General features: G+C 62.7%; 14 protein-coding genes. 9 read left to right on the top strand and 5 right to left on the bottom strand.

What is annotated here, in order from left to right; translation table 11 throughout:
• Positions 1-319: 319 nt before the first annotated feature.
• From ABD791_RS06510 to ABD791_RS06500, 3 genes are read right to left on the bottom strand one after another with little or no spacing between them, the layout of a single operon-like run.
• Positions 320-982, bottom strand: a complete 663-nt coding sequence (locus ABD791_RS06510; RefSeq protein WP_345063623.1) for a DUF2637 domain-containing protein — start codon at positions 980-982, stop codon at positions 320-322.
• Between the two features lie 32 nt (positions 983-1,014).
• On the bottom strand, positions 1,015-1,905 hold the full coding sequence (locus ABD791_RS06505; protein WP_345063621.1) for a bifunctional DNA primase/polymerase: 891 nt from the start codon (positions 1,903-1,905) through the stop codon (positions 1,015-1,017).
• A complete protein-coding gene (locus ABD791_RS06500; RefSeq protein WP_345063619.1) occupies positions 1,905-2,993 on the bottom strand; it encodes an ArdC-like ssDNA-binding domain-containing protein in 1,089 nt (362 codons plus the stop codon). Before ABD791_RS06500 ends, ABD791_RS06505 begins: the two co-directional genes overlap by 1 nt.
• A gap of 447 nt (positions 2,994-3,440) precedes the next feature.
• Here ABD791_RS06500 and ABD791_RS06495 point away from each other — a divergent pair, with 447 nt between their 5' ends.
• From ABD791_RS06495 to ABD791_RS06480, 4 genes are all read left to right on the top strand, one after another.
• Positions 3,441-3,854 carry a hypothetical protein gene (locus tag ABD791_RS06495; RefSeq protein ID WP_345063617.1) on the top strand — a complete coding sequence of 138 codons (414 nt, stop codon included), beginning with the start codon at positions 3,441-3,443 and terminating at the stop codon, positions 3,852-3,854.
• 33 nt (positions 3,855-3,887) lie between these two features.
• Complete coding sequence (locus ABD791_RS06490) at positions 3,888-7,850, top strand: CHAT domain-containing protein (RefSeq protein ID WP_345063615.1); 3,963 nt, start codon at positions 3,888-3,890, stop codon at positions 7,848-7,850.
• Positions 7,851-8,376: 526 nt separating this feature from the next.
• Positions 8,377-11,922, top strand: coding sequence for a MobF family relaxase (gene mobF, locus ABD791_RS06485; RefSeq protein WP_425562238.1), 3,546 nt, complete (start codon positions 8,377-8,379; stop codon positions 11,920-11,922).
• A gap of 152 nt (positions 11,923-12,074) precedes the next feature.
• A complete protein-coding gene (locus tag ABD791_RS06480) occupies positions 12,075-12,443 on the top strand; it encodes a sulfate permease (protein WP_345063608.1) in 369 nt (122 codons plus the stop codon).
• Positions 12,444-12,562: 119 nt separating this feature from the next.
• Here the strand turns inward: ABD791_RS06480 and ABD791_RS06475 are convergent, their stop codons facing one another.
• Complete coding sequence (locus ABD791_RS06475; RefSeq protein ID WP_345063605.1) at positions 12,563-13,672, bottom strand: hypothetical protein; 1,110 nt, start codon at positions 13,670-13,672, stop codon at positions 12,563-12,565.
• Between the two features lie 50 nt (positions 13,673-13,722).
• Positions 13,723-14,040, bottom strand: coding sequence for a hypothetical protein (locus ABD791_RS06470; protein ID WP_345063603.1), 318 nt, complete (start codon positions 14,038-14,040; stop codon positions 13,723-13,725).
• A 182-nt stretch (positions 14,041-14,222) separates the two neighbouring features.
• Here ABD791_RS06470 and ABD791_RS06465 point away from each other — a divergent pair, with 182 nt between their 5' ends.
• From ABD791_RS06465 to ABD791_RS06445, 5 genes are all read left to right on the top strand, one after another.
• Complete coding sequence (locus ABD791_RS06465) at positions 14,223-14,666, top strand: hypothetical protein (RefSeq protein ID WP_345063600.1); 444 nt, start codon at positions 14,223-14,225, stop codon at positions 14,664-14,666.
• A gap of 315 nt (positions 14,667-14,981) precedes the next feature.
• The gene (locus ABD791_RS06460; RefSeq protein WP_345063598.1) at positions 14,982-16,550 is read left to right on the top strand and encodes a type I restriction-modification system subunit M; all 1,569 of its coding nucleotides are present in this window, start codon (positions 14,982-14,984) and stop codon (positions 16,548-16,550) included.
• On the top strand, positions 16,547-17,785 hold the full coding sequence (locus tag ABD791_RS06455; RefSeq protein ID WP_345063595.1) for a restriction endonuclease subunit S: 1,239 nt from the start codon (positions 16,547-16,549) through the stop codon (positions 17,783-17,785). The genes ABD791_RS06460 and ABD791_RS06455 overlap by 4 nt, the downstream gene beginning before the upstream one ends.
• Positions 17,782-20,886 carry a type I restriction endonuclease subunit R gene (locus tag ABD791_RS06450; RefSeq protein ID WP_345063592.1) on the top strand — a complete coding sequence of 1,035 codons (3,105 nt, stop codon included), beginning with the start codon at positions 17,782-17,784 and terminating at the stop codon, positions 20,884-20,886. The genes ABD791_RS06455 and ABD791_RS06450 overlap by 4 nt, the downstream gene beginning before the upstream one ends.
• A gap of 64 nt (positions 20,887-20,950) precedes the next feature.
• Positions 20,951-24,598, top strand: coding sequence for a YobI family P-loop NTPase (locus ABD791_RS06445; protein WP_345063589.1), 3,648 nt, complete (start codon positions 20,951-20,953; stop codon positions 24,596-24,598).
• Positions 24,599-24,614: the final 16 nt, after the last annotated feature.

Raw genomic sequence — 24,614 nt, 5'->3', positions numbered from 1 at the left:
GCGGTCGCGAATCGTCCGACGGCTGGCAGCAGCCGCTTGAACGGGCAGCGTCCTGGCGCGCCGGGACAGTTCCGCTTGAAAGTCGATACCGCGACCCGCTACGCGGCCGCCCGCACTGGATAAGAGCTCGGAGGCACGCACCCACTCGACCCCTGAACGCCACCGTGTGACCGAAGCAGAGGAGGCTGCGGGCTTTCGATGCGACGGGTCGCCATGCACAGCCCAAAGTGCGGCCTCCTCCGCTGTGCGTTCAACAGCCGTCTTCGATTCGCGAGCGGCGGTATCCGCGGCTGCGGCAGCGGCCAGCACGCTCGGATCACTACGCCCGGGCATCGTCAGAATCTGTCTCATCGGTTGGCCTCACTGTTGGACGCTCTTGGATTGTCTGCGGGGGCCCTGAAGCAGCTGATACCAGCCAGCGCCCCACCGTTGAGGGATGCACTCTGGTCGCCCGTGCGATTGCCCTGTTGGAAAGACCTTCGCTGTGCAGGACCACGGCCAACTCTCGAGCTAATAATGCGGTTGGCTCGGGCTCGAATGGCCCGCCTAATCTCATATCGGTGGACAACTCATCGTGCGCCACGCCTGTGCACGACGGTTCAGGCGACGTTCGTGTGAGGATCACGGTCAGGTGCGTGATCGCCAGAAGAACGAGCGGCGGCACAGCAGCGACCGCACCGGCAAGCACGCCCGGCACATCAACATCGGCGGCCACAATCGCATGAATCGCGTTCGCCGCAACCGAAACAAGAGCACCAGCCATGAGTAGCAGCCACGGATACCAAGCCGCACTCTGCCCCGCGAGGGCAACGACCGAGACCGTCGCGACGACAATGATTCCGTCCACGATCAGCGGCCACGCCCACGCTTGCCCGGCGCCAATGCCCGAACGCTCGGCAAGGTCCGCCAGCGCGGTGAACGAGAGCCAGAATGCCCCCACTGCGATAAACACCGTTCCCGCTATAGCCGTCACCACCGGCATCCGTCCACCACGCCGCGTAGCGACGCCCGGTCTCACGGGAGCACCTGTGCAATAGCTCGTCGCGGTTCACGTCGCGGTACTTCGTCATGCCTGTGCGTCGCCCGCCCGCCATCCGTCGCTCGGTAAGCCGAACGGATCGTCGAGACGATCTCCGCACCAGGTAGTCCCACGTGCTCGGCGGCCGGTCCCAGTGTCGAGCACGCGACGTCGACGCGAATGCCGGACTCAGCCAGACGGCACGCAGCCCAAAACAAGCCGCGATTTCGCTCGCCCTCACCGCGCGAGGCCACCCAGCCCACGAGCCGCGCCACATTCGCATCCGCTCGAACGCCGTCAGTTGGCATCATGGATACGGTCGGCCGTGGGTTGAGGAACTCCCGCAACGCCCTCGCATCCACCGGCCTCGGTGAGGACTTCCCCCGGGCGATCAGCTCGTACACGGCCCGCTCGTCGTCGGCGGTGATGCTCGACGGCGGGGCGACGACATAACCACCGGCCCCACGGAAATCGATACCCACCGTGGCTGCCTGCCAGGACGATTGCGGATGAGACGCATTCGCCGGAAAGTAGGCATGCACACCACCGGAAGGGGTACGCACCAGCGCCACCCACCCGTCAACGAGTCCTCGACGGCGGGCGCGCTCGAACGCAACGAACCCGGAGACATGCGTGTGCACGTCGATGTCGACGACATCCATCCCCGACACTCCAGTGGGCAGACCGATATTCGCATCGGGCCACCGCGACCACCAGGATTCCACTCGCGCAGGGTCAACGCTCGCATCATGGAAGCCATGCGAGGTCAGCGGCCGTTTCCCACCCGGGACGCAGGGGAACACCGCCACGCCGTCAGTCACGAACCGCCGCGCGGCTGCGGGCAACGGCAGACCGGAGACGGATGCGAGCAGGACGGCAGCATCCATCACAGGCTCCTCAACCCGGCGAGTTCCGTCGTCTGCTTCGGCAAGCCAGTATTCGGTTCGGCCTGAGAACGCTCGGGTTCGACGCGTATTACTGCCCGGCCCTGATGCTCACGAGTCAGTCCCGGTGGGTCACCGAAACCAACCTGCACCGTTGGCAGCGCATCGAGGATCTTCACCGCGGTCGCGCGCACGCGCTCGCCGGTCGCCTGCACGACCTCCACCGGTGATTTGCCTTCCACCGTGGACGACCACGAGGAGATGTAGGGGATGGCGTAGCCCGAGGTATCCAGGCCGTGCGCGGCGCCGATCATCAAGGCGACGGACTCGGCTTCCACTTCGTCGATGCCGCGGTGCGCTACCGCGTCGGGCCTGCCCGAGACGTGCAGGATCACGTGTGCCAGCTCGTGAGCGAGCGTCTTGACCTGCGCGGCGGGGTCCATGTTCTCGCGCACCGCGACCGAATGGTCGGTGTAGTTGGTGAGCCCATTCGCCCCGCCAATCATGCCCTCATGTGGCACGCGCATCAGCGTGAAACCCTGCCCGCCGATCAGCTTGGCCAATCCGTCCCACAGGCCGGCCGGCGCTTTGCCCTCCAATAGCGTTGGGTGCGGTCGCTCGGGCACCGCATCACCGGCGGTCTGCGACACGTCCCACACATATGCAGGCCGCACGCCGATCATCTTCGAGCGCACAGATTCACCAGGGCGCGGCTTCTCGAAACGCTCCAGACGACGCCATGACTCCGCGTTCTGCGGTGTGGAGGTAGCGAACCGGGCAGTGACGGGAGCCTGGATCATGTAGCCGGACTGGCCCTTCTGCACCGAACGGCCCAGCGCCTGCCACTGCTTGAAGCCGGCCACGTAAGTAGGCGTCGGATCGGGCACGCGCCCGGCCTCGAACGCCGACTGGTGCTGCGTCCAAATCAACAATGTGTTGTTGAACGACCGCGACCTGAACCGCGCGGCGAACTCCAGAGCGCGCGCCCAATCAGCACCGGAGACGAGCCTCTCGACCGCGCCGGTGAGCTGTTCATGCAGCGTATCGATCTTGGCATCCCGTGTTTCCCGGGAATCTGGGCTTGTGGCCATGGGCGTACCTCCGTCGTCTGATCGACAGAGTTCTGAGACTCTGTGGCAATCAGGTGCACCAGGTGAACCGGCCGACTGCGGGGAGGATGCGACGGTCACGCCGTCGGGGCAGCTCATGAGGCTTGGTTGTTCGCAAGAGAAGTAGGTTTCCCGAGTGGGTTCGTCGCCAGATAGAGCCTGGCTACCTCAACGGCAGGACCCGCCATGAAAGCCCACAAACAGAACGACTATCCTTCGTCGCCACAATCAACCGTCGAGACGGGTCTGGCGCGCCTCGCCGATGGCCACAGCTGATGAACGTTGCCGAAACGAGTTGTTTGCCTGAGCGAGATCCTCGGCTGCCAAGCGGACAACGATCAAGTTCTCAGAGGTGTGTATGGACCTCAATCTGGACGTCCGCGCGATTCCGGACAGCTAGAATGCGAAATATTAGAGAGAGGGAGGACGATGGACGTACGCAGCGAACTTTTCGTCACAGTGCCGCATGAGGTGTCGATCGAACTAGTTGAGAAACGACTGGCCCGCCCGGCGTTCCGCCCGGATCGCGTGGACGTCGACTTACTCCCCGCCATTATCATTGGCGCGGTCAGCGCCGCGACAACGGTGGTCGTCACGGAGGTGACCAAGGCCACAATAAAGGGCATCGTCGCGGCGATTCGGCGCTGGGCGGGCAAAGCCGCCCAGGGGTCCGAGGTGACAATCACGGTGGCGACGCAAACGACGGCCAGAGCCACTGTCCTCGTCTCGGCCGATTCCGACAGGTCTTTTGATGAACTTGAAGAGACGCTGTTCGATGCTTTCACCCGAGCCGAACCACAAGTTAAGATCACGGTGACCGACGAGCAAACTGCCCAAGGCTGAGCCTTCGGGATCCAGGCGTGAAGGGTATCTGGCATGGACTCAGAGGCGACCAAGCAAGGAATGGACGACCAGTTCGTTGCGCCCGAGGGGCGGACCGCTGACGCGGCCGTGTTCGATGCGGTCAGGGCGGCGACAGCGTCGATACGGGACATGCTGGACCGCGAGGACGGCACGGCGGAGCTGATCCGAACTGTCTCGGAACTCGCGGGGCTGTTTCGCGGGGCGGAGCTCGATCCGGACGGAATTGCGCGTGTCCAGGCCTTCTTCGACGAGTATGGCACCGTTTTGGCGGATCGATCTCCAGACGCTTGGGACTTGCTTGTCCAGGCCCTCGGCAAGGCCACGCTGACCCTCGCCCAGCATCCGCCCGAGCTGGAGCAGCGGCGCCACTGGTCGGAGTGCGCGGTCAGCTTCTTCGCAGATGCGGAGGACAGTGCCCGTCGGGCCGGGCCAGAGGACCCGCTCCGCCGCGCCGAGAGGATTCTGCTGGCGATGGTGAACCGGAGCATCGCCGAGACTTTCCGGGCGGACTCAGAGCGTGAACTCACCGCGGCCTTCGGACGGTGGGCCTCTGTCTTCGCCGGGATCCCGCGCGGCGTCGGGATATGGGAACACTATCGGGATCAGATCGTGGCGCTTCTTCTGCAGTCGTCCTCCCTCGCTGCCTCACGGCTCGAGATCGACGAGGGCGACGGGGCAAGATACCGGCTGCAAATTTGGCGGATGGCCGGCGGGGAGTGGTTCGAAAGCCTCTTTCACGCCGAGGGTGACTCTCCGACACCAGGGAGCTGGGCCGACCCTCTTATCGACCAGGAGAAGCAAGCGTTCGAACGGGCGCTGGCTAGCCGTCTGAATCCGCTCGGGAACGGCGGGGAGGAAACCCTCTTGGCTGGTCAGTGGGCGTCGCTCTACCTCTGCGGTTTGATGATGAACATCGGCTTTCCGCCGGCCCTGCTCGTCGTGGTCTTTGGTCGGGCGATCGACGCGGAATCTCTGACGATGGCCTTGGACGAGTTTGGGGACGCCGTCGCGTCGATCACGGGCGTCGCCGCCGATCCGCTGCGAGAAGCGGACTTGGCACGCCTACGGGGGCGGGCACGGATCGGAGATGAGCGAATCCCAGGAGAATACCGGCGTGCGGCGCGCGCGTATCTCCGCGACGCCGTCGAGATGTTCGGGCGGAACGCGGCGGAAGGGGCCTTCCTCGCCCAGCAGTTCGATCTGATACAAAATGCCGCAAACGGCGGTACTGCCGCGGACGCCGCGCGCGACGTTCTGGAAGTTGTCCAGGAGCGTCGTGACACCGACGAGTGGCGGAACCTCATTGTGGAAGCAGCCCACCGTATCGAGAGCCGGGCATCGACGGACGACTCCGACCAGTGGCGCGACCTCATCGGCGACGTCCGAGCGATGCTGCACGACGCCCTTGACGGGGCCATAGGCGATTCCGATATCGCCTACTCGTTGTCCGACCTCGTGCGTGCGGCTCTTGCAGCCGGGAAAGCCGACGAGGCACTAAGCGGGATGCTGGCGGCCTGGCGCGATCGGACGACAGGCGATGAGGACCGACGGTGGCTGGCGCAGTTCCTCGTGCGGATGCGCTCCGTGGGGCTCGCCCCTGGAGTGGGGGCGATGGAATACCGCGACCTGGTGCGCGAGGTGCACCGTTCGGTCCGGGACAGTGACCTTGCGCTACCGGGGATGGTGGAGATTCTCGTCGTCCTGTTGGAGTCTTCTCAGACGCAAACTGGCCTGGCTGACTCAGATCGGGAGGATCTCGCCGCGCGCACGAGACGTGCGTATGCGTCGTCGCCGAGGCGTGGCAAGGTCCCGGTCGAGCTCGGTCCGTTGCTTGCACCGCCCAACGGCCGGACGTTGACGGCGACGCTGCGTGCCATCGACGCGGTGCGAGACGAGCTCGGTGAGGAACAGGCTCTGGCCAAGGCGATCCGGACGCTCATCGTTTTCATGAACTCTGGGACCGTCGCACAAGAGGGATTCGCAGAGATTCACCAGACGGTCCTCTGCCTCCACGAGCGGCACGTCGAGCACCCAGATGAGAGGGTGCGGAGATTCTTGACATACTTGGTCGGTGAGTCTGCGCGTCGATCCGGCGACCTAGCGACGGCCAGAACTTGGCTGTCGAAGGTCGTCGACGACGGCGCCGAGGTGCGCAGCGCTGGCTTCGAGGCGGACTATGCCGCGCTCGCCCTCACACAAGCCGTGGATGTGAGCGACCTCGAAGACGCGCACTTCTGGTTAGGGACGCTGCAGGACCTCACTGCATCGGGAACGCTCGACGCCGGCGAGATGCTGGTCAATCTGGCCATCGGCGTCGTCCAGGTCGCGTCCCGGTTCGGAATGGATGAGGTGCGGCCGCTGGCGTCAGATCTCGAAGACGACCTGCTAGCGCTCGCAGAGAACAGCACTGGCACCGCCCGGGCGAAAGCGGAGCTGGCACGCTGCGAGATTTTGCTCGTCGAAAGGGAGGACTACCGAGCCGAGGAGTCCTTCACTCGGCTCACCGCACTCCTGGACGTGGCGTTTCCTCGGTCGATCGAAGCGCGGCTGCGCCAGGTGCGGATCCGCAGCGCGATAGCGTCGGGTTCCTACGCCACGCTCCGGGAAGATCTGGAGCGGCTCGTCCACCTCCAGGATCGGGAACTGCTGGATCGGACCGCCAACACGGCGTACGAGGACCATCTAGGCGACGCGCCCCGCGCGATCGCCCTCGTTGCGATCCAACAGGGGCAGGTGGAGCTCGCCATCGACGCGCTCGAACGGGGACGATTGCGCTATCTGTTTCTGCTCCATGCGGAGGGTACTGGCACGGCGAGACCTGGAGCGCCCGACCTCCTCCGGCTACACGCGCACGAGTGGACGGAGTTCTTCGTGCCCCTTTCCCCGTCCGTGGTGCTCGAGCGAGCGAGGGTGCGGCCCATCGTGTACCAGTTCGTCCACGGGAAGATCCTCACCTTGCTTGGGTTGGGGCGGGAGAGAGTGAACGCAATCTCACTGGATCGCGGCATCATTGGGGATCAGGTGCGATTGAACATGCATCTGACGCGGTTCTGGGACGAACTCATGGGGCAGGGGGTGGCGCCCGGAACGATTCCGGTCCTGATCGACTACGGTCTCGCGCCGCAGGAGCTCATCGCCATCGACCGCGCCTTCGCACACGCCCATGGCGGTCCGTCTGGAATCGGCCGACCCGCGCACCTCCCTTCCGCGCGGTTCCTCGTCGACGTCGCAGCAGAAATGCCAACCGGTCCACCCCCGATCCTCCATCTCGGGGACGGGTCAGGGACTCTGATAGGTCCATGGCTGGAGGCAGCCTGGATCCGTGCGCACTACGACGGCCCGGCGACGACACTGGTTGGAGAGCCCCCCGGCCAGGCGGCGGTCGTGCGGTCCCCCGGGTCAGGGGCGACTCTCATCGCGAGCTGCCACGGATCCTTCTCCGACGACGGCGGCCACTTCCGTCTCGGTATCGGCCGCCAGGGTGTGTCGCTCTCGGATCTGTTCGCCGAGCGTTGGCTGGTGGGCTTCGACAACGTCGTGTTGGCCGCGTGCGACTCGGGAGCAAGCGTTGTCGGTGTCTGGGAACGGGACGCGCTCTCTGCGGCGAATGCTGCCCTGGTTGCCGGAGCGCGCAGCGTCCTTGCGCCGGCGACTCCGGTGAATGATCTCGTGAGCGCCTTTGTCGTGTGCGGCATCGTCGAGAAGCTGCCCCATCATGATTTCGCCATGGCCGTCGAACTGGCCACGAGAGAAGTCGCGGCGCTGACGCCAGAGGAGTTCGTGCGAGACCTCCACCTGCTCTGGGACTGTCTCTGGTCATCGGAGCTTATCGAGCGCATGCCGTGGCCACCTTCCCACGTTGAGTCTGCCTTCTGGCGTATGGCCGCCGACACCGTGGCAGCACAAGGGTGGCGGGACGTTCCGATGATCCTCCTCGACGGGCGCCCGTACTCGGTCGATCGCAATGCGGTCTGAGGATCGAGACCGGTTGCATTGTCGGAGGAGCGCAGTCGGACGTCAACAAGAGGCTCGCCCATCGCGTCGACGACGTAAAGGCCCACCTGCACCAGACGGATTGGGCGTCCGCACGGCGCACCACGACCGAATCTTGGCTTCGAATCGCGAAATGTGCCTCACCTGCTGGGAAGTCGTCCGGGATAGCGGCAAAGGTGGGCGAAGGAATGCCCTCTTCAACGGGATTTAGGGAGCGCCGTATAGGCAGGCCGACAGGGAATGTGGAAGGTTTGGTTAACTCAGGGGCCGCTCGCACGGTCGACATCGCATTACGGCGGACCCGGGCACGACGCCATCGCGCTCAAACGCTTTGAAGCTTTCCTCGCGCCGCTGTCCCTTTGCTGGCGTACATCGGTCATTCGTTCGCGAACCAACCGAGCTGCCACGCTTCTTGCAGATCGAGGACGCCCTGGGCCGATCGCATCTGATGCGGCTGGCCCCGGCGGCGCACCTCCTCTTCAGAGGTGGGTTCGCGGTGACGGTTTCGATGAGGGTGATGAGCGCGGGCGATGGCTACAAGTATCTGCTGCGGACCGTCGCGGCCGGCGATGGCGAGAGATCGCTGTCGACTCCACTGACGAGGTACTACGCCGAGGCGGGAACGCCGCCGGGCCGGTGGTTGGGGAGCGGTGTTCGGTCGCTCGGTGACGGTCAGATCGTCGTCGGTGATCCCGTCTCGGAGTCGCAACTGCAGCTCCTCGTCGGCATGGGCCGCGACCCCCTCACCGGCGAACCGCTCGGGAGGGCGTACCCGGCCTACACCGCTGTCGCCGAGCGGATTGCCGAGCGCGTCGCCCGACTCGACCGCGCTCTCGGCGTTGTCGACCGTGCCGAGGCATCCGCTGCAATCGAAGTCGAAGAGAAAGACCGCGGCACGCGCCGAGCAGTGGCAGGTTTCGACTTCACGTTCTCCATCCCGAAATCCGCTTCGGTTCTCTGGGCGGTCGCCGACCCGGGCACGCAAGCGCTCATCGCCGGCGCCCACCACGCCGCGGTTACGGAGATGGTGGCGTTCATGGAGCGGGAGGTTGCAGCCACCCGGACGGGCGCAACCGGACGCGACGGCGCCGTTGCCCAGGTCGACGTGACCGGCTTGATCGCCACGGCGTTCGACCACTTCGACTCCCGAGCCGGCGACCCCCACCTGCACACACACGTCGTCATCAGCAACAAGGTGCGCACCGCGTTCGATGAGAAGTGGCGTTCGCTCGACGGGCGTCCGATGCACGCGGCCGTCGTCGCGCTGTCCGAAATGCACGAAGCGGTGTTCGCCGACCACCTCGGCCGCGCGCTCGGCGTCGAGTGGGAACAGCGGGAGAGGGGCCGTGACCGCAATCCGTCCTGGGCGATCTCGACGGTGCCCGAGGAGATCGTCGCGGAGTTCTCCAGCCGGTCCCGGCACATCGACGCCGAGGCCCACCGCCTCGTCGAGGCATGGGCCGCGGAGCACGGGCGACACCCCTCGAACGCCACGATCATCCGGCTACGTCAGCAGGCCACCCTGACGACCCGTCCCGAGAAGAAGGTCAGGTCGCTTGCCGACTTGACGGCCGGCTGGCGTGAGCGCGCGAGCAACCTGCTCGGGCAGGATGCAACGCAATGGGCGCGCACCGTCACCAACAAGAAGACTCCCTTGCTGCTGCGCGCGGACGATATGCCGCTGGATGTTGTCGCCCACCTCGGGCAGGCCGTTGTCGAGGCTGTGGGGGAGAAGCGGTCGACGTGGCGACGGTGGAACCTGTACGCGGAGGCGGCAAGGCAGACGATGGGATGGCGGTTCGTCAGCACCCAAGATCGCGAGGCCGTTGTCGGGATGGTCGTGGATGCTGCCGAGGGAGCCTCCCTGCGGCTCACACCGCCCGAGCTTGCGACCAGCCCCGCGGTGTTTCAACGCCCCGACGGTTCGAGTGTGTTCCGACCCAAAGATTCCACGGTCTTCTCGTCGGAGACACTTCTCGCCGCCGAGGACCGGCTTCTCGCGCTCGCACACGACACGAGCGGCCCGGTGATCGCGCTCGATGTGCTGGAGCGGATCACCGAGCGCCCGGATGCGCGGGGCCGGCTGCTGAGCGAGGACCAGGCTGCCGCTCTGGCGTCCGTCGGGGTGTCGGGGCGCACGATCGACGTGCTGGTCGGCCCGGCGGGCGCGGGGAAGACCACGGCGATGAACGCACTGCGCCGGGCATGGGAGGAAGGCAACGGGGCGGGTTCCGTCGTCGGACTCGCACCATCCGCCGTCGCCGCACAGGTGCTCGCCGATGACTTGGGAATCGCCACGGAGAACACCGCGAAGTGGTGGCAGAACCACCTCAGCCACTGCACGACATTCACCGCCGGACAGCTGGTCATCATCGACGAGGCATCCTTGGCCGGCACGCTCACCCTCGACCGCATCGCCGGACTCGCCGCGGATGCCGGAGCGAAGCTGCTGTTGGTCGGCGACTGGGCACAACTCCAGTCCGTCGACGCGGGCGGGGCTTTCGCGATGCTCGTCGGCGACCGCGACGACGCCCCCGAACTGGTCGACGTGCACCGCTTCACCCACGCCTGGGAGAAAACCGCCTCACTCGACCTCCGGCATGGCCAGCCCGCTGCCATCGAGACTTACGGCGACTACGGCCGGATCATCGGCGGCAATACCGAGGAGGTGACTACCGCGGCGTACACCGCGTGGCGGCAGGACCGGGCGGCCGGGTTGGCGTCCATGCTGATCGCCGAGACCGGGGAGGCCGTCACCGAACTAAACCGGCGTGCCCGCGCCGACCTCATCCTCGACGGGATCGTCGATGCGAGCCGGGAAGTTGGTCTGCGCGACGGAACCGCAGCATCCGTTGGCGACATCGTGATCAGCCGTCGCAACGACAGGCGGCTGCGCACGGGCCGGGACTGGGTGCGCAACGGTCACAGCTGGCGCGTCACCGGCGTGCGTGGCGACGGTTCGCTGACCGTGCGACGCCCCGGCACGAGGTGGGGCGGGTCACTCGATCTGCCCGCCGACTATGTGGCCGAGCATGTTGGCCTCGGCTACGCCGTAACGACCCACCGCGCCCAAGGCCTCACCGTAGACACCGCCCACTCACTGATCGAGCCGAGCACCACGCGCGAGAACCTGTATGTGGCGCTCACGCGCGGTCGGGAGTCGAACATCGCCTACGTTGCGATCGACCGGCCCGATGAGGTCCACTCGACTCCGCATCCCGGCGACACGGCGGACGCGACGGCGCGCAGCGTTCTCCACGGGGTGCTCCAGCACGTCGGCGCCGAGCTGTCGGCGCACGAGACCATCGGGGCTGAACAGGATGTCTGGGGATCGATCACGCAGCTTGCCGCAGAATACGAAACCATCGCCGCAGCAGCCCAGCACGACCGCTGGTCGGCGTTGGTTCGGACATCCGGTTTGTCGGATGCCGACGCGGAGGACGCAATCGCGTCAGACGCGTTCGGACCGCTGACCGCCGAGCTGCGCCGCGCAGAGGCCAATCACCACGACATGGACTCGTTGCTCCCGCGACTGGTGGCCGCGCGCGGGTTCACCGACGCCGACGACATCGCCGCTGTGCTCCACGCACGCGTGGCTTGGGCGACGGCGCGACCCGCAGGCGCCGGCCGAACCCGGCGCGCGCCGCGAATGATCGCCGGCCTCATCCCTGCGGCCACCGGGGCCATGAGCGCGGACATGCGCCAGGCGCTCGACGAACGACGTGACCTCATCGAACAGCGTTCAATCGCCCTAGTCGACGCCGCGTTGGAGTTGCACGAAGCCTGGATAGGCGTGATGGGGGAGGCACCGCGCAGCCAACGGCAAGCGGAGACGTGGCGGCAACAGGTGCGCGTCATTGCCGCTTACCGCGACCGATACGGCATCACTGCCGACAGCGCGCTCGGTGCTGCGGCCGAGGACACCGCCCAACGCGCCGACGCGGCCCATGCACGATCCGCGATGGGGCGTGCACGACAGCTGGGCGCCGGTATCGACGACGCTGCGGTGCGTGTCCGTCGGGCGGGTGCCGAACGGGTCGGGCCGAGCCTGTAGCAGCGCGGGTCTTCCTGCTCTGCGGGGCTGGGCGTACAGTGGCGGGTGAGGCAGGCTCTCCTCAACTTCGGGTCCTTCGGGACGGCCCATCGGGCGCTCATATATAACTGCCTCCTCGGCGGAGCAATACGCGAGTGAAGCGAGACCAGACAATGTTCCGACTTCTCTGGGCGGCCAGCGTTTACACCAGCAGTTTCCTGCGCCGCTACATGCCCACCAACATCCTGCTCGACGCTATCCGAACTCGTCGCGGGCGCAAATGGGGCATCCCAGCGATGCTCCTGGCCGTGCCGTACCTGATCGCCGCAGTCACTTGCTCTGCGTGGATCGCAGGCGGTGGCCCCGGCTGGGCCAACGTGCTCCTGCTGTTGCTCATCTGGAACGCGTTGAAGTTCATCATCATGGGGCCGATCAGTCTCGTGCTCCTTGGACACACGAGAGTAACCGAACGGGTCCAACGAAACCGCGAACCGCGCTCGGAAGCCGATGATGTTGAGTCCGTGGCTCAATTGCACGTTTGACGAGCCGATCATGCTGGCCGGCCGAGGTTGCTAGGCGGACAATCTATTTGTTCGTTCCATCCGGGCACGCCCGCGTCGAGCTCACCGCTCAATGCGCTCTCGTTGCGAGGGCGAGGTTGTTAGGCGTCTTTCGGCCAAAGCTCCCAGCGATTGGAACGACCGCGCTTGACGACCGCGTCGGGATGCTCCTTCTGGAGTGTCGAAAGCCGTTCGATCACTTCGGAGATTGGAAGGCTACCTGGCAGCGTGGCCAGCGGTTGCGGCTTCGGTGGCTCGGGCGCTGTGGGATGCGCACGCTTGGATGCCGAGCGCAGTATCTCCCAGACGTGCTCCATCCTCGCGGCATGCATCGGCCACCGCGGGCAAGGTCGTGACGAGTAGATGTCACCGCCAGAGGCGTGCTGAAACTGCGGCGTGTAGCAGTCTGCGCACATCTGCTCGGCTTCGAGCCGGGGCACGGCGAGGAGCCCTGCCAGACATCGCTCTTCGCTCGACAGCTGAATGCGAAGGCTGGACTTCTCGCTGCGATCCATCGTCTCAGCGATCTTCTCCCGCAGTGATCCTATGGAAGCGTTGAACTCTTCAACCTGATCCCGGCGTGTGACGCCGTACCAGATGATGTTCCACTTGCGCCGATCGCGGGGGAGCTTGCCCTCTTCGTCGACGACGTCTTCTCGGTCTCCGACGAGTGCGGCAAGCCGGACGATCTCCGCATGGTTCCGCTCGATCGTCGCTTCCAAATCCGCGACCTCTTTGGCGCGCCGATCCGCCGGCATCATTGGAAACAGGGTGCCGGCGTGGTGCTGTGCAAGCTCGCGTCCCATGCTCGCCTGTACTACTTCCCGCTCGAGGAGGGCGAATCGGGCTTTCTCGCGTTCAGAGTCGTATCGTTCCTTGTCGCGCTCCCACCGCACCTCGTCGGCCAAACGTTCGGCATGCACCCTCCGCGTGATTTCGCCCATGCGCGCTCCAAGTTGGCGGTTCGTGAGTGGCCGGAAGGAGGGCTCTGCCCGCTGCCACTCTGATGTGACCTGTTCGACGTGAGCCAACTCCGGCGCAAGTTCGTCGGTGCGCCATGGGTTCCAGTTCGTCTCGTGCCAAATCTCCAGCCAGCGACCTTGGGCGTGAAGGAACTCTTCGAAAGTCGATGTTGCTTCTGGCTTTGGTCGCCAGAGCAACCCCTCGTGCTCGAAGACCTGCGCGTCTGCGGCGATCGTGTTCGTGACCATGCCTCCACTATCGACCCGTGATCTGCTGGGGCGCCAGTGAACAATCGGTATCAACGCTGCTCGACTAGTGTCGGAGCGACTTCAGGGCCAAGCGCGTCGATGTAGCCGTATTGGTTCCATGCGTGCTCAAGGATCGGGTTCTTGGGGAGGTGGCGAAGGTCTCTCATGACGGACGACAGCGCCCAGGTGCGCTTCACTGGGTCCGCGGCCGCGGAGAGCAAGAGGTCCGCAGCTTCGCCTTCCTCGAGCGTGACGAAATACTCGAGCTCCCGGAGCGAGACGACCTGCGAACCAGTCACGCCGGCTGCGCCGTACTCGTGCAGTATGCCGGCATTGCCGAGGTAGAACGGTTCAGCGGTCACAATCATGCCGACGATGGGTCAGTCGCTCGGCAGATGCGCGAAGGCAGAGTGGCGGTCTCGGATGAATCCTGCGGTGCGATCGATCTGCGCCCGATTCTTGCCGATCGAGGGTGCGACGACGCCCTCGAGGGTGTCATCTGCAGCCTTTGTGTCATGCGGGCGGACTTGCACTCGAAGAGGATCACGGCTTGATCAATGACCCAGAACGAGTCGACGGACTTCTGTCCCCTCGCGTGTTCAATTTCGCCCTCGACGTGATCCCCGCCGAGCAGGCGCAACTGGAGACCGACGTACTGCTCGACGCGGACGCCCACGTTGTCGGCAAATGGCTTGCCCCACTTCATCCCGACGTAGTAGAGGTTGCTCGGGAAGGTGGCGCGGGAGACGAGCATGCTCTGGGGTGCCCACACGCCAGTCGCGCCGAGGTCGATCAGTGGTCGCGCCACGAAAGGATTGAAGGTGAACCGCTACAGGTGCTTCGCCACCGGAACAACCGCAGCGTGCAGCGCCCGCGCTTCATCGACCGTCGCTGCGAGGTATTCCGCGAGTCCCACGACGTCGAGATTCTCCATATGCCCAGGCGTGGCATGAGGCATCGACTTGGTAGCTGCTGCTCAGGCCTGATGACATAAGCGCGAAATGTCCGACCGCGCCCGCCGCATCCGCACGCCGCCACTTCGAGGGACGTCATCGGGGCGCTCGGTCGGTGTGTTGTCGTCGCTGCGTTCGTCTATCTCGGCACCAATATCGTTTACTAAAACACCTGGTCATTAAATAATTTTTGACAGATTGTGATGTCAGGTGTGAGCGTTCATGCTCCCGATCGCATGCGACCCATCGCGCATAGGGCGCGTGGCGCGGCACCCAGTGTCTGTGCTGCCCAGTACCGTGAGAAGGTACCCGAGCAGACTTAACTTGAGGCGCATCTACGCGCAGGAGAAAACTACATGACACCCAGGACCAAAGAAGGACAGCGCGCCGAGCTGCACAAGACTATCTGGCGCATTGCGAATGACCTGCGAGGCAGTGTCGACGGCTGGGACTTCAAGACCTACGTCCTCGGCATGCTTTTTTATCGTTTCGTGTCGGAGAACCTAACCGCGTACATCAGCAAGGGCGAGTTTGACGCTGGGGACGAGTCGTTCGACTACGCCAGCCTCGCCGACATCCAAGCAGAGTTCGGGCGGAGTGAGACAGTCGCCGAGAAGGGCTTCTACATCCTTCCCTCGGAGCTCTTCGCCAACGTGCGGAAGCACGCGCCCGCTGACGAGAATCTCAACGAGACGCTGGAACGCGTCTTCAAGAACATCGAGGGCTCGGCACTCGGCACCGACAGTGAAGACGCCCTCAAGGGGCTCTTCGATGACCTCGATGTCAACAGCAACAAGCTTGGCGCCACCGTTGCCAAGCGCAACGAGAAGCTTGTAAAGCTTCTGGATGCGATTGGTGACCTGCCGCTCGGCGACCTACAGGACAATTCGATCGACCTGTTCGGTGACGCCTACGAGTACCTCATGCAGATGTACGCGGCCAACGCCGGTAAGTCCGGTGGCGAGTACTACACGCCGCAGGAAGTCTCGGAGCTGCTCGCCCGCATCACGGTCGTTGGCAAGACTGCCGTAAACAAGGTTTATGACCCGGCTGCTGGCTCCGGTTCATTGCTGCTGAAGTTCGCCAAGGTGCTCGGCAAGGAGAACGTCCGTCAGGGCTTTTACGGCCAGGAGATCAACCTGACCACGTACAACCTCGCGCGGATCAACATGTTCCTGCACGACGTCAACTACGAGAAGTTCAATCTCGCCCACGGCGACACGCTCACCGACCCGGCGCACTGGGACGATGAGCCGTTTGAGGCGATCGTTTCCAATCCTCCCTACTCGATCAAGTGGGATGGTGACACGAATCCGCTGCTCATCAACGATGAGCGCTTTGCACCGGCCGGCGTGCTTGCACCGAAGAACTACGCAGACCTAGCGTTCACGATGCATATGCTCAGTTGGTTGGCCGTCAACGGTACTGCCGCCATTGTCGAGTTCCCAGGGATCCTGTACCGCGGCGCCGCCGAGCGCAAGATTCGTAAGTACCTTGTGGACAACAACTATGTCGATACCGTGATTCAGCTGCCGCCGGACCTGTTCTTCGGCACAACAATCGCGACCTGCGTTCTCGTGCTGAAGAAGTCGAAGAATGGCAACGACGTATTGTTCATTGACGCTTCGGCGGAGTTTGATCGGGTCGGCAACAAGAATAAACTGACGCCCGACCACCTGCAGAATATCCTTGGCGCCTTCGAGCTCCGTCAGGATGAAGACCACCTCGCCAAGCTCGTGAGCAATGAGGATATCGCGAATAACGACTACATCCTCTCGGTCGCCCCGTACGTTGACAAGCCTGACCTGACCGAAGACGTCGACATCAAGGCTTTGAACGCAGCAATCTCTGAGGTTGTGCTGCGCCAGGCAGACCTTCGGAGGCGCGTCGATGAGATTGCCGCCGACCTGGAGGACGACGCGTGAGCAAGGTTCGTGACCTGATCGAGCGGCTCGCTCCCGACGGCGTCCGGTATGCCTCACTCTCCGAGATCGCGACTACAGTTTCTGGATTGACCGGCAAGTCGAAGCTCGATTTCACTGGCGGCAACGCGCGCTACGTCAGCTACAAGAACGTATTCGCGAACGCGACCGTGGACGCGGAAGCGCCCGACTTCGTGACAGTCGCCGTTGGCGAGCGCCAGAACGCACTCCATGCCGGTGATGTCGTCTTCACGGTTTCATCCGAAAACTTCGAGGACGTCGGGATGTCCGCTGTTCTTGTTCAGGAGCCAGTGGAGCCGCTTTACCTCAACAGCTTCTGCTTCGCGCTACGGTTCAACGAGCCTGACCTCCTGCCCGAATTCAGCAAGTATCTCTTCCGGAGCGAGCTGGTCAGGTCACAGATCCGCAAGACCGCAAGCGGCGTGACGCGCATAAACGTGTCGAAGTCACGTTTCATGCGGATTCGAGTCCCGGTGCCGCCGCTGGACGTCCAGCGTGAGATCGCGTGGCTGTTGGACTCGTTCAGCGAACTCGAGAATGAACTGATTGCGGAGCTTGAAGCGCGCAGGGAACAGCGGCTTGCGGTGCGGGGAGCGCTGGTGAAGTCGAAGCGGCTTGAAGCTTTGGATCCAGAGGGGGGCGTTCGGACCCGCATCGGCGATATTGCGACTAAGTATGTCGACCCAGTTCGCGTCGCTCCTGAAGCAACTTACACAAATCTTGGCGTGAAATGGTACGGGGAAGGCGCGTTCGCGCGCGCTCCAAAGCTGGGGTCAGATATCAAAGCCGCGACGCTCTATCGAGTGAAACCTGGGCAGTTTATCTACAACCGCATGTTTGTTACCGAGGGCTCGTTCGGTCTCGTCACCCAGGACCTCGCCCATGGCGTGGTATCGAATGAGTTTCCCTCGTATGACCTGGACCCGTCCCGAGTTATCCCTGAGTGGCTCTACCTTCACTTCCAGACTCCGGCCGTCGTTAACGCGGCTGCCTCGGAGACGACCGGTGGCACAAAGAGCCGTCGACGTTGGAAGGAAGAGCAGTTCGAAGCATTTGAGATTGAGCTTCCGTCGCTCGCAGCGCAGAGGGAGATCGTTGAGCGAGTTGGCGCGGCGTCCGAACTTATCGCCGTCCTTGAGGAGGAGCTCGCGTTGCGTCAGGTGCAGTTCGTTTACTACCGAGATCGCCTTCTGGCCTTCGAGGAGCTCGTCGCATGAGTGACGGTCAAGTTCGCAAGTATGAGCCGATCGCTGTTTCCGCGGAGAGTACGGTCGTCGCAGAGTACAATCCGGACGCGCACCAGGTCGCGGCGTACCAGTCGGAGGCTGACCTCGAACGCGAGATAATCCGTCTGCTCCAGTCGCAGGCCTATGAGTACCTGCCCATCACCAACGAGGCGCAACTCGTAGCGAATCTGCGCACTCAGCTCGAAACGCTCAACGACATCACCTTCAGTGAAGGCGAATGGGACGAGTTTTTTAGGAACAAGCTTGCCGGACAGAACGACGGCATAGTCGAGAAGACCGTCCGCATCCAGGAGGATCATGTTCAGATCCTGAAGCGCGACGATGGCTCGACGAAGAACATCACGTTGCTGGATAAGCAGAACATTCACAACAACCGGCTGCAGGTCATCAACCAGTACGAGCTTGGCCAGGGCGAGGGTGGCGTGAATTACGCCAACCGGTACGACGTCACGGTGCTGGTCAACGGCCTTCCGATGGTGCATATCGAATTGAAGCGTCGCGGCGTGGACATTCGCGAAGCTTTCAATCAGATCAACCGCTATCAGCGCGACAGCTTTTGGGCGGGTTCTGGGCTCTTTGAATATGTCCAGCTGTTCGTGATCTCAAACGGGACGCTCACGAAGTACTACTCAAACACGACGCGTAACCGGCACATCGACGAAGGCAAGAAGTCTGCGGGCGCCAAAAAGACAAGCAACTCCTTCGAGTTCACTTCGTGGTGGGCGGATGCGCAGAACAAGCCGATCCCGGAGCTGACCTCGTTCGTCAAGACTTTCTTCGCGAAGCACTCCCTTCTGAACGTCCTCACCAAGTACTGCGTCCTGACGGCGGATCAGGATCTCCTCGTCATGCGGCCGTACCAGATCGTCGCGACGGAGCGAATCCTGCAGCGGATCGACATCGCCACCAACTACAAGAAGCTTGGCACGCTCGAGGCCGGCGGCTACGTGTGGCACACGACCGGCTCCGGTAAGACACTCACCTCCTTCAAGACTGCCCAGTTGGCATCGAAGCTCCCAAGCGTCGACAAGGTGCTGTTCGTCGTGGACCGTAAGGACCTCGACTATCAGACGATGCGTGAGTACGAGCGATTCGAGAAGGGCGCTGCCAACTCGAACGCCTCGACGGCAGTGCTGAAAAAGCAGCTCGCGGACTCGAACGCGACAATCATCATCACGACGATCCAGAAGCTGTCGACCTTCATCAAGGCGAACAAGGGGCACGAGATCTACTCGGGCCATGTAGTGATCATCTTCGACGAGTGTCACCGTTCGCAGTTCGGTGACATGCACACGGACATTACCCGCGCCTTCAAGCGCTACAACCTCTTCGGCTTCACCGGCACGCCGATCTTCTCGGCCAACGCCGGTACAGGCGGAAATCCGCAACTGAAGACCACCGAGCAAGCCTTCGGCGAGAAGCTCCACACCTACACGATCGTCGATGCGATCACGGACAAGAACGTCCTTCCCTTCCGCATCGACTACATCAACACGGTCAAGGTCGGGACGGTCATCGACAAGGACGTAGCTGGCATCGACGCGGAGAATGCGCTTCTCGATGGGCGCCGTATCGGCGAGATCGTCAAGTACACGCTCGAGCACTTCGATCAGAAGACGAAGCGCGACGTCGCGGGCTACGAGCACTCAATCGTCACCAACGTCGCCGAGTCGGTTCGCACGCGCAAGCGGATGGAATCTATCCGCGCGAAGAAGCGCGTCCGGGGCTTCAACGCCCTGTTTGCTACCGCTTCAATCGATGCTGCGCAGCGCTACTACCTGCAGTTCAAATCTCAGCAAGAGTCAGTGACGCCGGATCGCCGCCTCAAGGTCGGCATCATCTTCTCGTACGGCGCGAACGAAGCCAGCGACGACGGGATCCTGGACGACGAAGCGTTCGACGTTGAGGGCTTGAGCGGCAACACGAGGGACTTCCTCGAGTCAGCCATCCGCGACTACAACGCGATGTTCGGCACGAGCTATGACACCTCGGCTGACAAATTCCAGAACTACTACAAGGATCTGTCTCAGCGGATGAAGAACCATGAGATCGACTTGGTCATCGTGGTCAACATGTTCCTGACGGGCTTCGACGCGACGACGATGAACACGCTTTTCGTCGACAAGAACCTGCGCTCCCATGGTCTCATACAGGCCTATTCCCGCACCAACCGCATCCTGAACTCGGTGAAGACGTACGGCAACATCATCGCCTTCCGGAACCTCGAAGACGCGACAAACGCGGCGCTCGAACTGTTTGGTAACAAGGACGCGCGCGGCGTTGTTCTGCTCAAGCCGTACCTCGAGTATCACGGCGAATACAGCGACAAGGTCACTGAGCTGCTCCAGGACTACCCGCTCGGGCAGCAGATCATCGGTGAGGCTGCGCAGAAGGAGTTCATCAAGCTGTTCGGCGCAATTCTGCGACTGCAGAATATCCTGACGTCGTTCGACGAATTCGCCGGCCAGGACGCGCTCACCGAGCGTCAGGGCCAGGACTACCGCAGCGTCTACCTCGATCTGTACGCCGACTGGCGCCCGAGGATTGACGGTGACAAGGAACTGATCAACGACGATGTCGTGTTCGAGATCGAGCTTGTGAAACAAGTCGAGATCAACGTCGACTACATACTTATGCTCGTCGATAAGTACCGATCGCGATTTGGCGATGGTGACGACAAGGAAATTCGGGCACAGATCACCCGCGCGGTTGACGCGAGCCCGACCCTACGGAGCAAGCGCGACTTGGTTGAGAATTTTGTCGACTCAATCTCGGTTGACGGGGCCGTCGATGAACAATGGCGCGCGTTCATTGCCGCCAAGCGTGAGGCGGAACTCGAGGCGATTATCGAGGAGCAGAAGCTCCGGCCCGAGCAGACACGTGCGTTCCTCGAATCAGCCTTCCGAGATGGCCAGCTCCGCACGAGCGGGACTGCCATCACGAAGATCCTGCCGCCTGTGTCGCGCTTCGCTTCCGACGGCGGGCACGGTGTTAAGAAGAAGAACGTGGTTGAGGCGCTGACAAGGTTCTTCGAGCGGTTCTTCGGTTTGGCCTCTGGCGGAACCGAGTAGCAATGGTACAGGTCGATACCAATCGTGCGTCATGCGAGAAGCGCCCACTAAGAGGTAGAAGCTGATGAAATCGGATGCCTCTTCGGCTACGCCTGCGGCATGGGATCTGCTGCCCCTCACCCCGAAGTACCTCGAAGCAGAACACGGCCCATACGTAGCGGCGATCATTTCTGCGCTCCAGACGCCCGAGGTCAGGAACATAGCTCTTTCTGGCAACTACGGGGTTGGCAAGAGCAGCATTCTGCAGCGGGTGACCCAGCTTGAATCTGGTCGGATTGTTGAACTCTCGCTCTCGACCTTGGCGCCGATCGAGATATCTAGTCTCGATGACTCGGTTCCTGCCCAAGCGACCACGCCGACGAATCGCATTCAGCAGGAGATCGTCAAGCAGCTTCTCTACCGCGAGGAGCCGAATCGCGCACCTGGTTCCAGATTCCGGCGCATCGAACGATTCCAGTGGACCCGGGAACTTGTGCTTGCGGGGATCATCGGATTCGCTGTGGCAGTTCTCTTTCTGCTGGCGGGTTGGGGTGCGACGGTCACGACAACGCTCCAGCCGGTAGTCGACTTTGCGCTCTGGATATATCCGATCCTGTTTGCGTTGGCGACCGGAGCCGTGTACGCGCTGAGATTTCTGCTCCACGGTCGTGTGCACATCAAGGCATTCTCCGCTGGCCCCGCCGCCGTCACACTGGACGAGAAGTCCGTCTCTTACTTCGACCAGTATCTCGACGAGATCGTCTATTTCTTCGAGACCTCTGACTACGACGTCGTCATCTTCGAAGACATCGACCGCTTCAACGATTCCCACATCTTCGAAACCCTCCGATCGCTGAACACTCTCCTGAACGCGGCACCCGAGGTCAGCCGCACCAACCGCACCATCCGCTTCGTCTATGCAATCAAGGACAGTATCTTCGACCGGATTGGCCTTGAATCAGAGGGACGCAAAGACGCGACGCTCGCTGACATCACGGACCCCGCGGAGGCCGAAGCTGTTCGAGCGAACCGTACCAAGTTCTTCGACCTGGTGATCCCGGTCGTCCCCTTCATTACCCACCGGAGCGCTCGAAACCTCGCGAGCCAGCTTCTTGGCGGTCTCAAGAACGACGTGTCACCGGATCTGATAGACCTCGCGGGCCGCTTCGTGCCAGACATGCGTCTGCTCAAGAACGTCCGCAATGAGTTCATCGTGTTCCGCGACCGCATCTTCTCGGGCGACGGTCAAGAACTCGACCTCAGCGAAACCGACCTCTTCGCGATGATGCTCTATAAGAGCACTCACTTGAGCGACTTTGAAGCAATCCGTCTCGGCAAGAGCAAGCTCGACAAGCTCTACGCCGCGCATCGAAAGTTGGTGAGTACTAACATCCGGCGCATCGAGGGAGACGTGCGTGCGACGCGATCGGCACTCACCCGCGCGGGCAACACCAAGTCGCGAAGCGAGCGACTTGGCGATGCGCTGGTTGCCCATATCGGTCGCACGGCTCGGGCAGCGGGCTGCCATGAGCAGGGTCAGCAGTATCGGCTTGGCAACATGGTCAAGACTGTCGCCGATTTGCAGAGTCCCGAGTTCTGGCAAGAGTTTACGACGGCTCCGTCGGCCACCTTGAACTGGCGCAACAGTTCCAACAACACACTGTCCTTTGTCCGGTCGGACCTCGCGGAAGCGTTGAGCGATCCGCTTGACTCCGAGGCCTGGGAAGCAGCGGACAAAGAAGGTCTGAACGAAACGCTCGCTGATCAGCTCGAGCAGCTCAAATTCCTACGCAGCGCGGATATAGGCGCCGCGATGAAGCGCCCCGAATTCCTCGTCGACTTCGAGGACGTGGCGCAGTCTCTCGACTCCGTAGCCGAGCTTTTTCTCACCCGCGGCCTCGGGTTCCAACTCGTTCGCGAAGGGCACATCAACCGTAACTTCACTTTGTACACGTCGACATTCCATGGCAATCGGGTCAGCTCGGCGGCCACGAACTTCATCATTCACCATGTCGAGCAGAACCTCATGGACGTCGACTTCGAGCTGTCGGGTGCGGACGTCGACGCCGTCGTGCGCGAGCGCGGCGCCGCCGCCCTTAGCGAGCACGCGCTCTACAACATCGCGATTCTCGATCACCTGCTGCGAACGGATGTTGACAAGGCCGACGTTATGGTCACGTCCATTGCACGCCTCGGCGATGACGCTCGTCGCTTCCTGCAGGCCTACCTAAACGCAGGGACTGAGCGTTCCCTCTTCCTGGCGCGACTCGTGCATAAGTCAGCGCGTGTGCTTCCGTACTTGGTGTCACAGGCCGAACTTGACGACGCTACCCGGCTCCAGCTCGTGAGCGATGCGCTCGCGAACCTCGCTCGCGGAGTGAAGTACTTCACTGATGACGCCACGACTCGGTACCTCGCTGAGAACTACACGGTGCTCCCGGCGCTGACTGTCGATCGCATCACGGCGCAGACGGCAGTGAGCATCACGATCGTGTTTGGCATGGCCGGAATCAAACCGGCGGAGTTGGGCGTATTGAGCGATACAGCGCGCAAGGCGTTCGTGGCACGCAATCTGTATACGATCACCCGACCGAATCTGCTTGCAGCGTTGGGGGAAGAAGCCGACCTAGCGCTTGACACAATTCGATCAATCGACGAGGACGTGTACGGCTACCTGCTGACCGACATCGCTGGGTACCTCGTCGCAGTCGACGGTCACGCCGCCACGAACGTAGGGGCGGATGGGTTCATCTCGGTGATCGAGGACGTTCTCGAGCATGGCCCCAATCATCTCGATGACGTTGTTGCCCGCGCCTCAGACAAAAGCCGCGTGTCCAACCTCTCGGATACGCCGGAAGCGGCGTGGCCCGCGCTGGCGAGGTCTAATCGGTTCCCCGCCACCTTCAACAACATCATGTCGTACGTTGAGACGGTTGGCTTGATCGATGAGGATCTTGCAAACGTGTTGAATGAGGCTGGCACAATCGGGGAGGTCACCGGTGCAGTCGAGACCGAAAAGGTGCAACTCGCACTGAAGATCCTGAGTTCACGCGCGCACATCAACGCTGCGACACGGGTCGCTCTCGTCGAGAGTCTCCGGCTACAAGATCCGATCGAAGCCGCGTCGGTCGAGCCCGAGAACGGATCGCTCTTCGCTCAACTTATTCGGAATGGCGTCGTTGTTGATGATGCAGAGACATACGCCCACTTCGCGCCCAGCACAAACTGGGACACGCACGAGCAAGCTATTCAAGTATCGACCAAATTCAAGGGCTACATGACCCCGGAGCTCATCGGCGATGACCTCAGCCAATTGCTCGTCAGCACGAAGGTTGGCAAGCCCGTCAAGCTCGCCGTTCTGGATGAGGCGATCGACTATGCGGATGCTGGGGACGCTGCCGGCCGACGTGAGCTTGCACGATTCGCTCTTGCGAATCGCGGAGGGCTCCCTGTTGAGGTTATCGAGCAGTTGGCTGCGGACCGCGTCGATGCGGGAACTGTGACATCGCTGCTGCGGCCTCACCTCGGTGCGCTCGATGACCCGCGGCTGTTCGCTCTTCTACGCACGGTCGGGGGCGCTTACGCGCAGCTGACATTTGTGGGCTACGACAAGCCGAAAATTTCCAATACCGAAGCCAACCGCAAGCTCCTTGCTGAGCTCCAGAGTCGTGGAATCGTGAGCACATTCGACGAGCACGAGACGCGGATCACAGTGAACAAGAAGTACAAGTAGCCGAAGCTCGGCAAGC

The sequence above is a fragment of the Glaciibacter kafniensis genome, from assembly GCF_039538945.1.
Classification (GTDB): Bacteria; Actinomycetota; Actinomycetes; order Actinomycetales; family Microbacteriaceae; genus Cryobacterium; species Cryobacterium kafniensis.
Note: the sequence above shows the minus strand (reverse complement) of the source record. Positions and strands in the feature narration are given on the sequence as shown.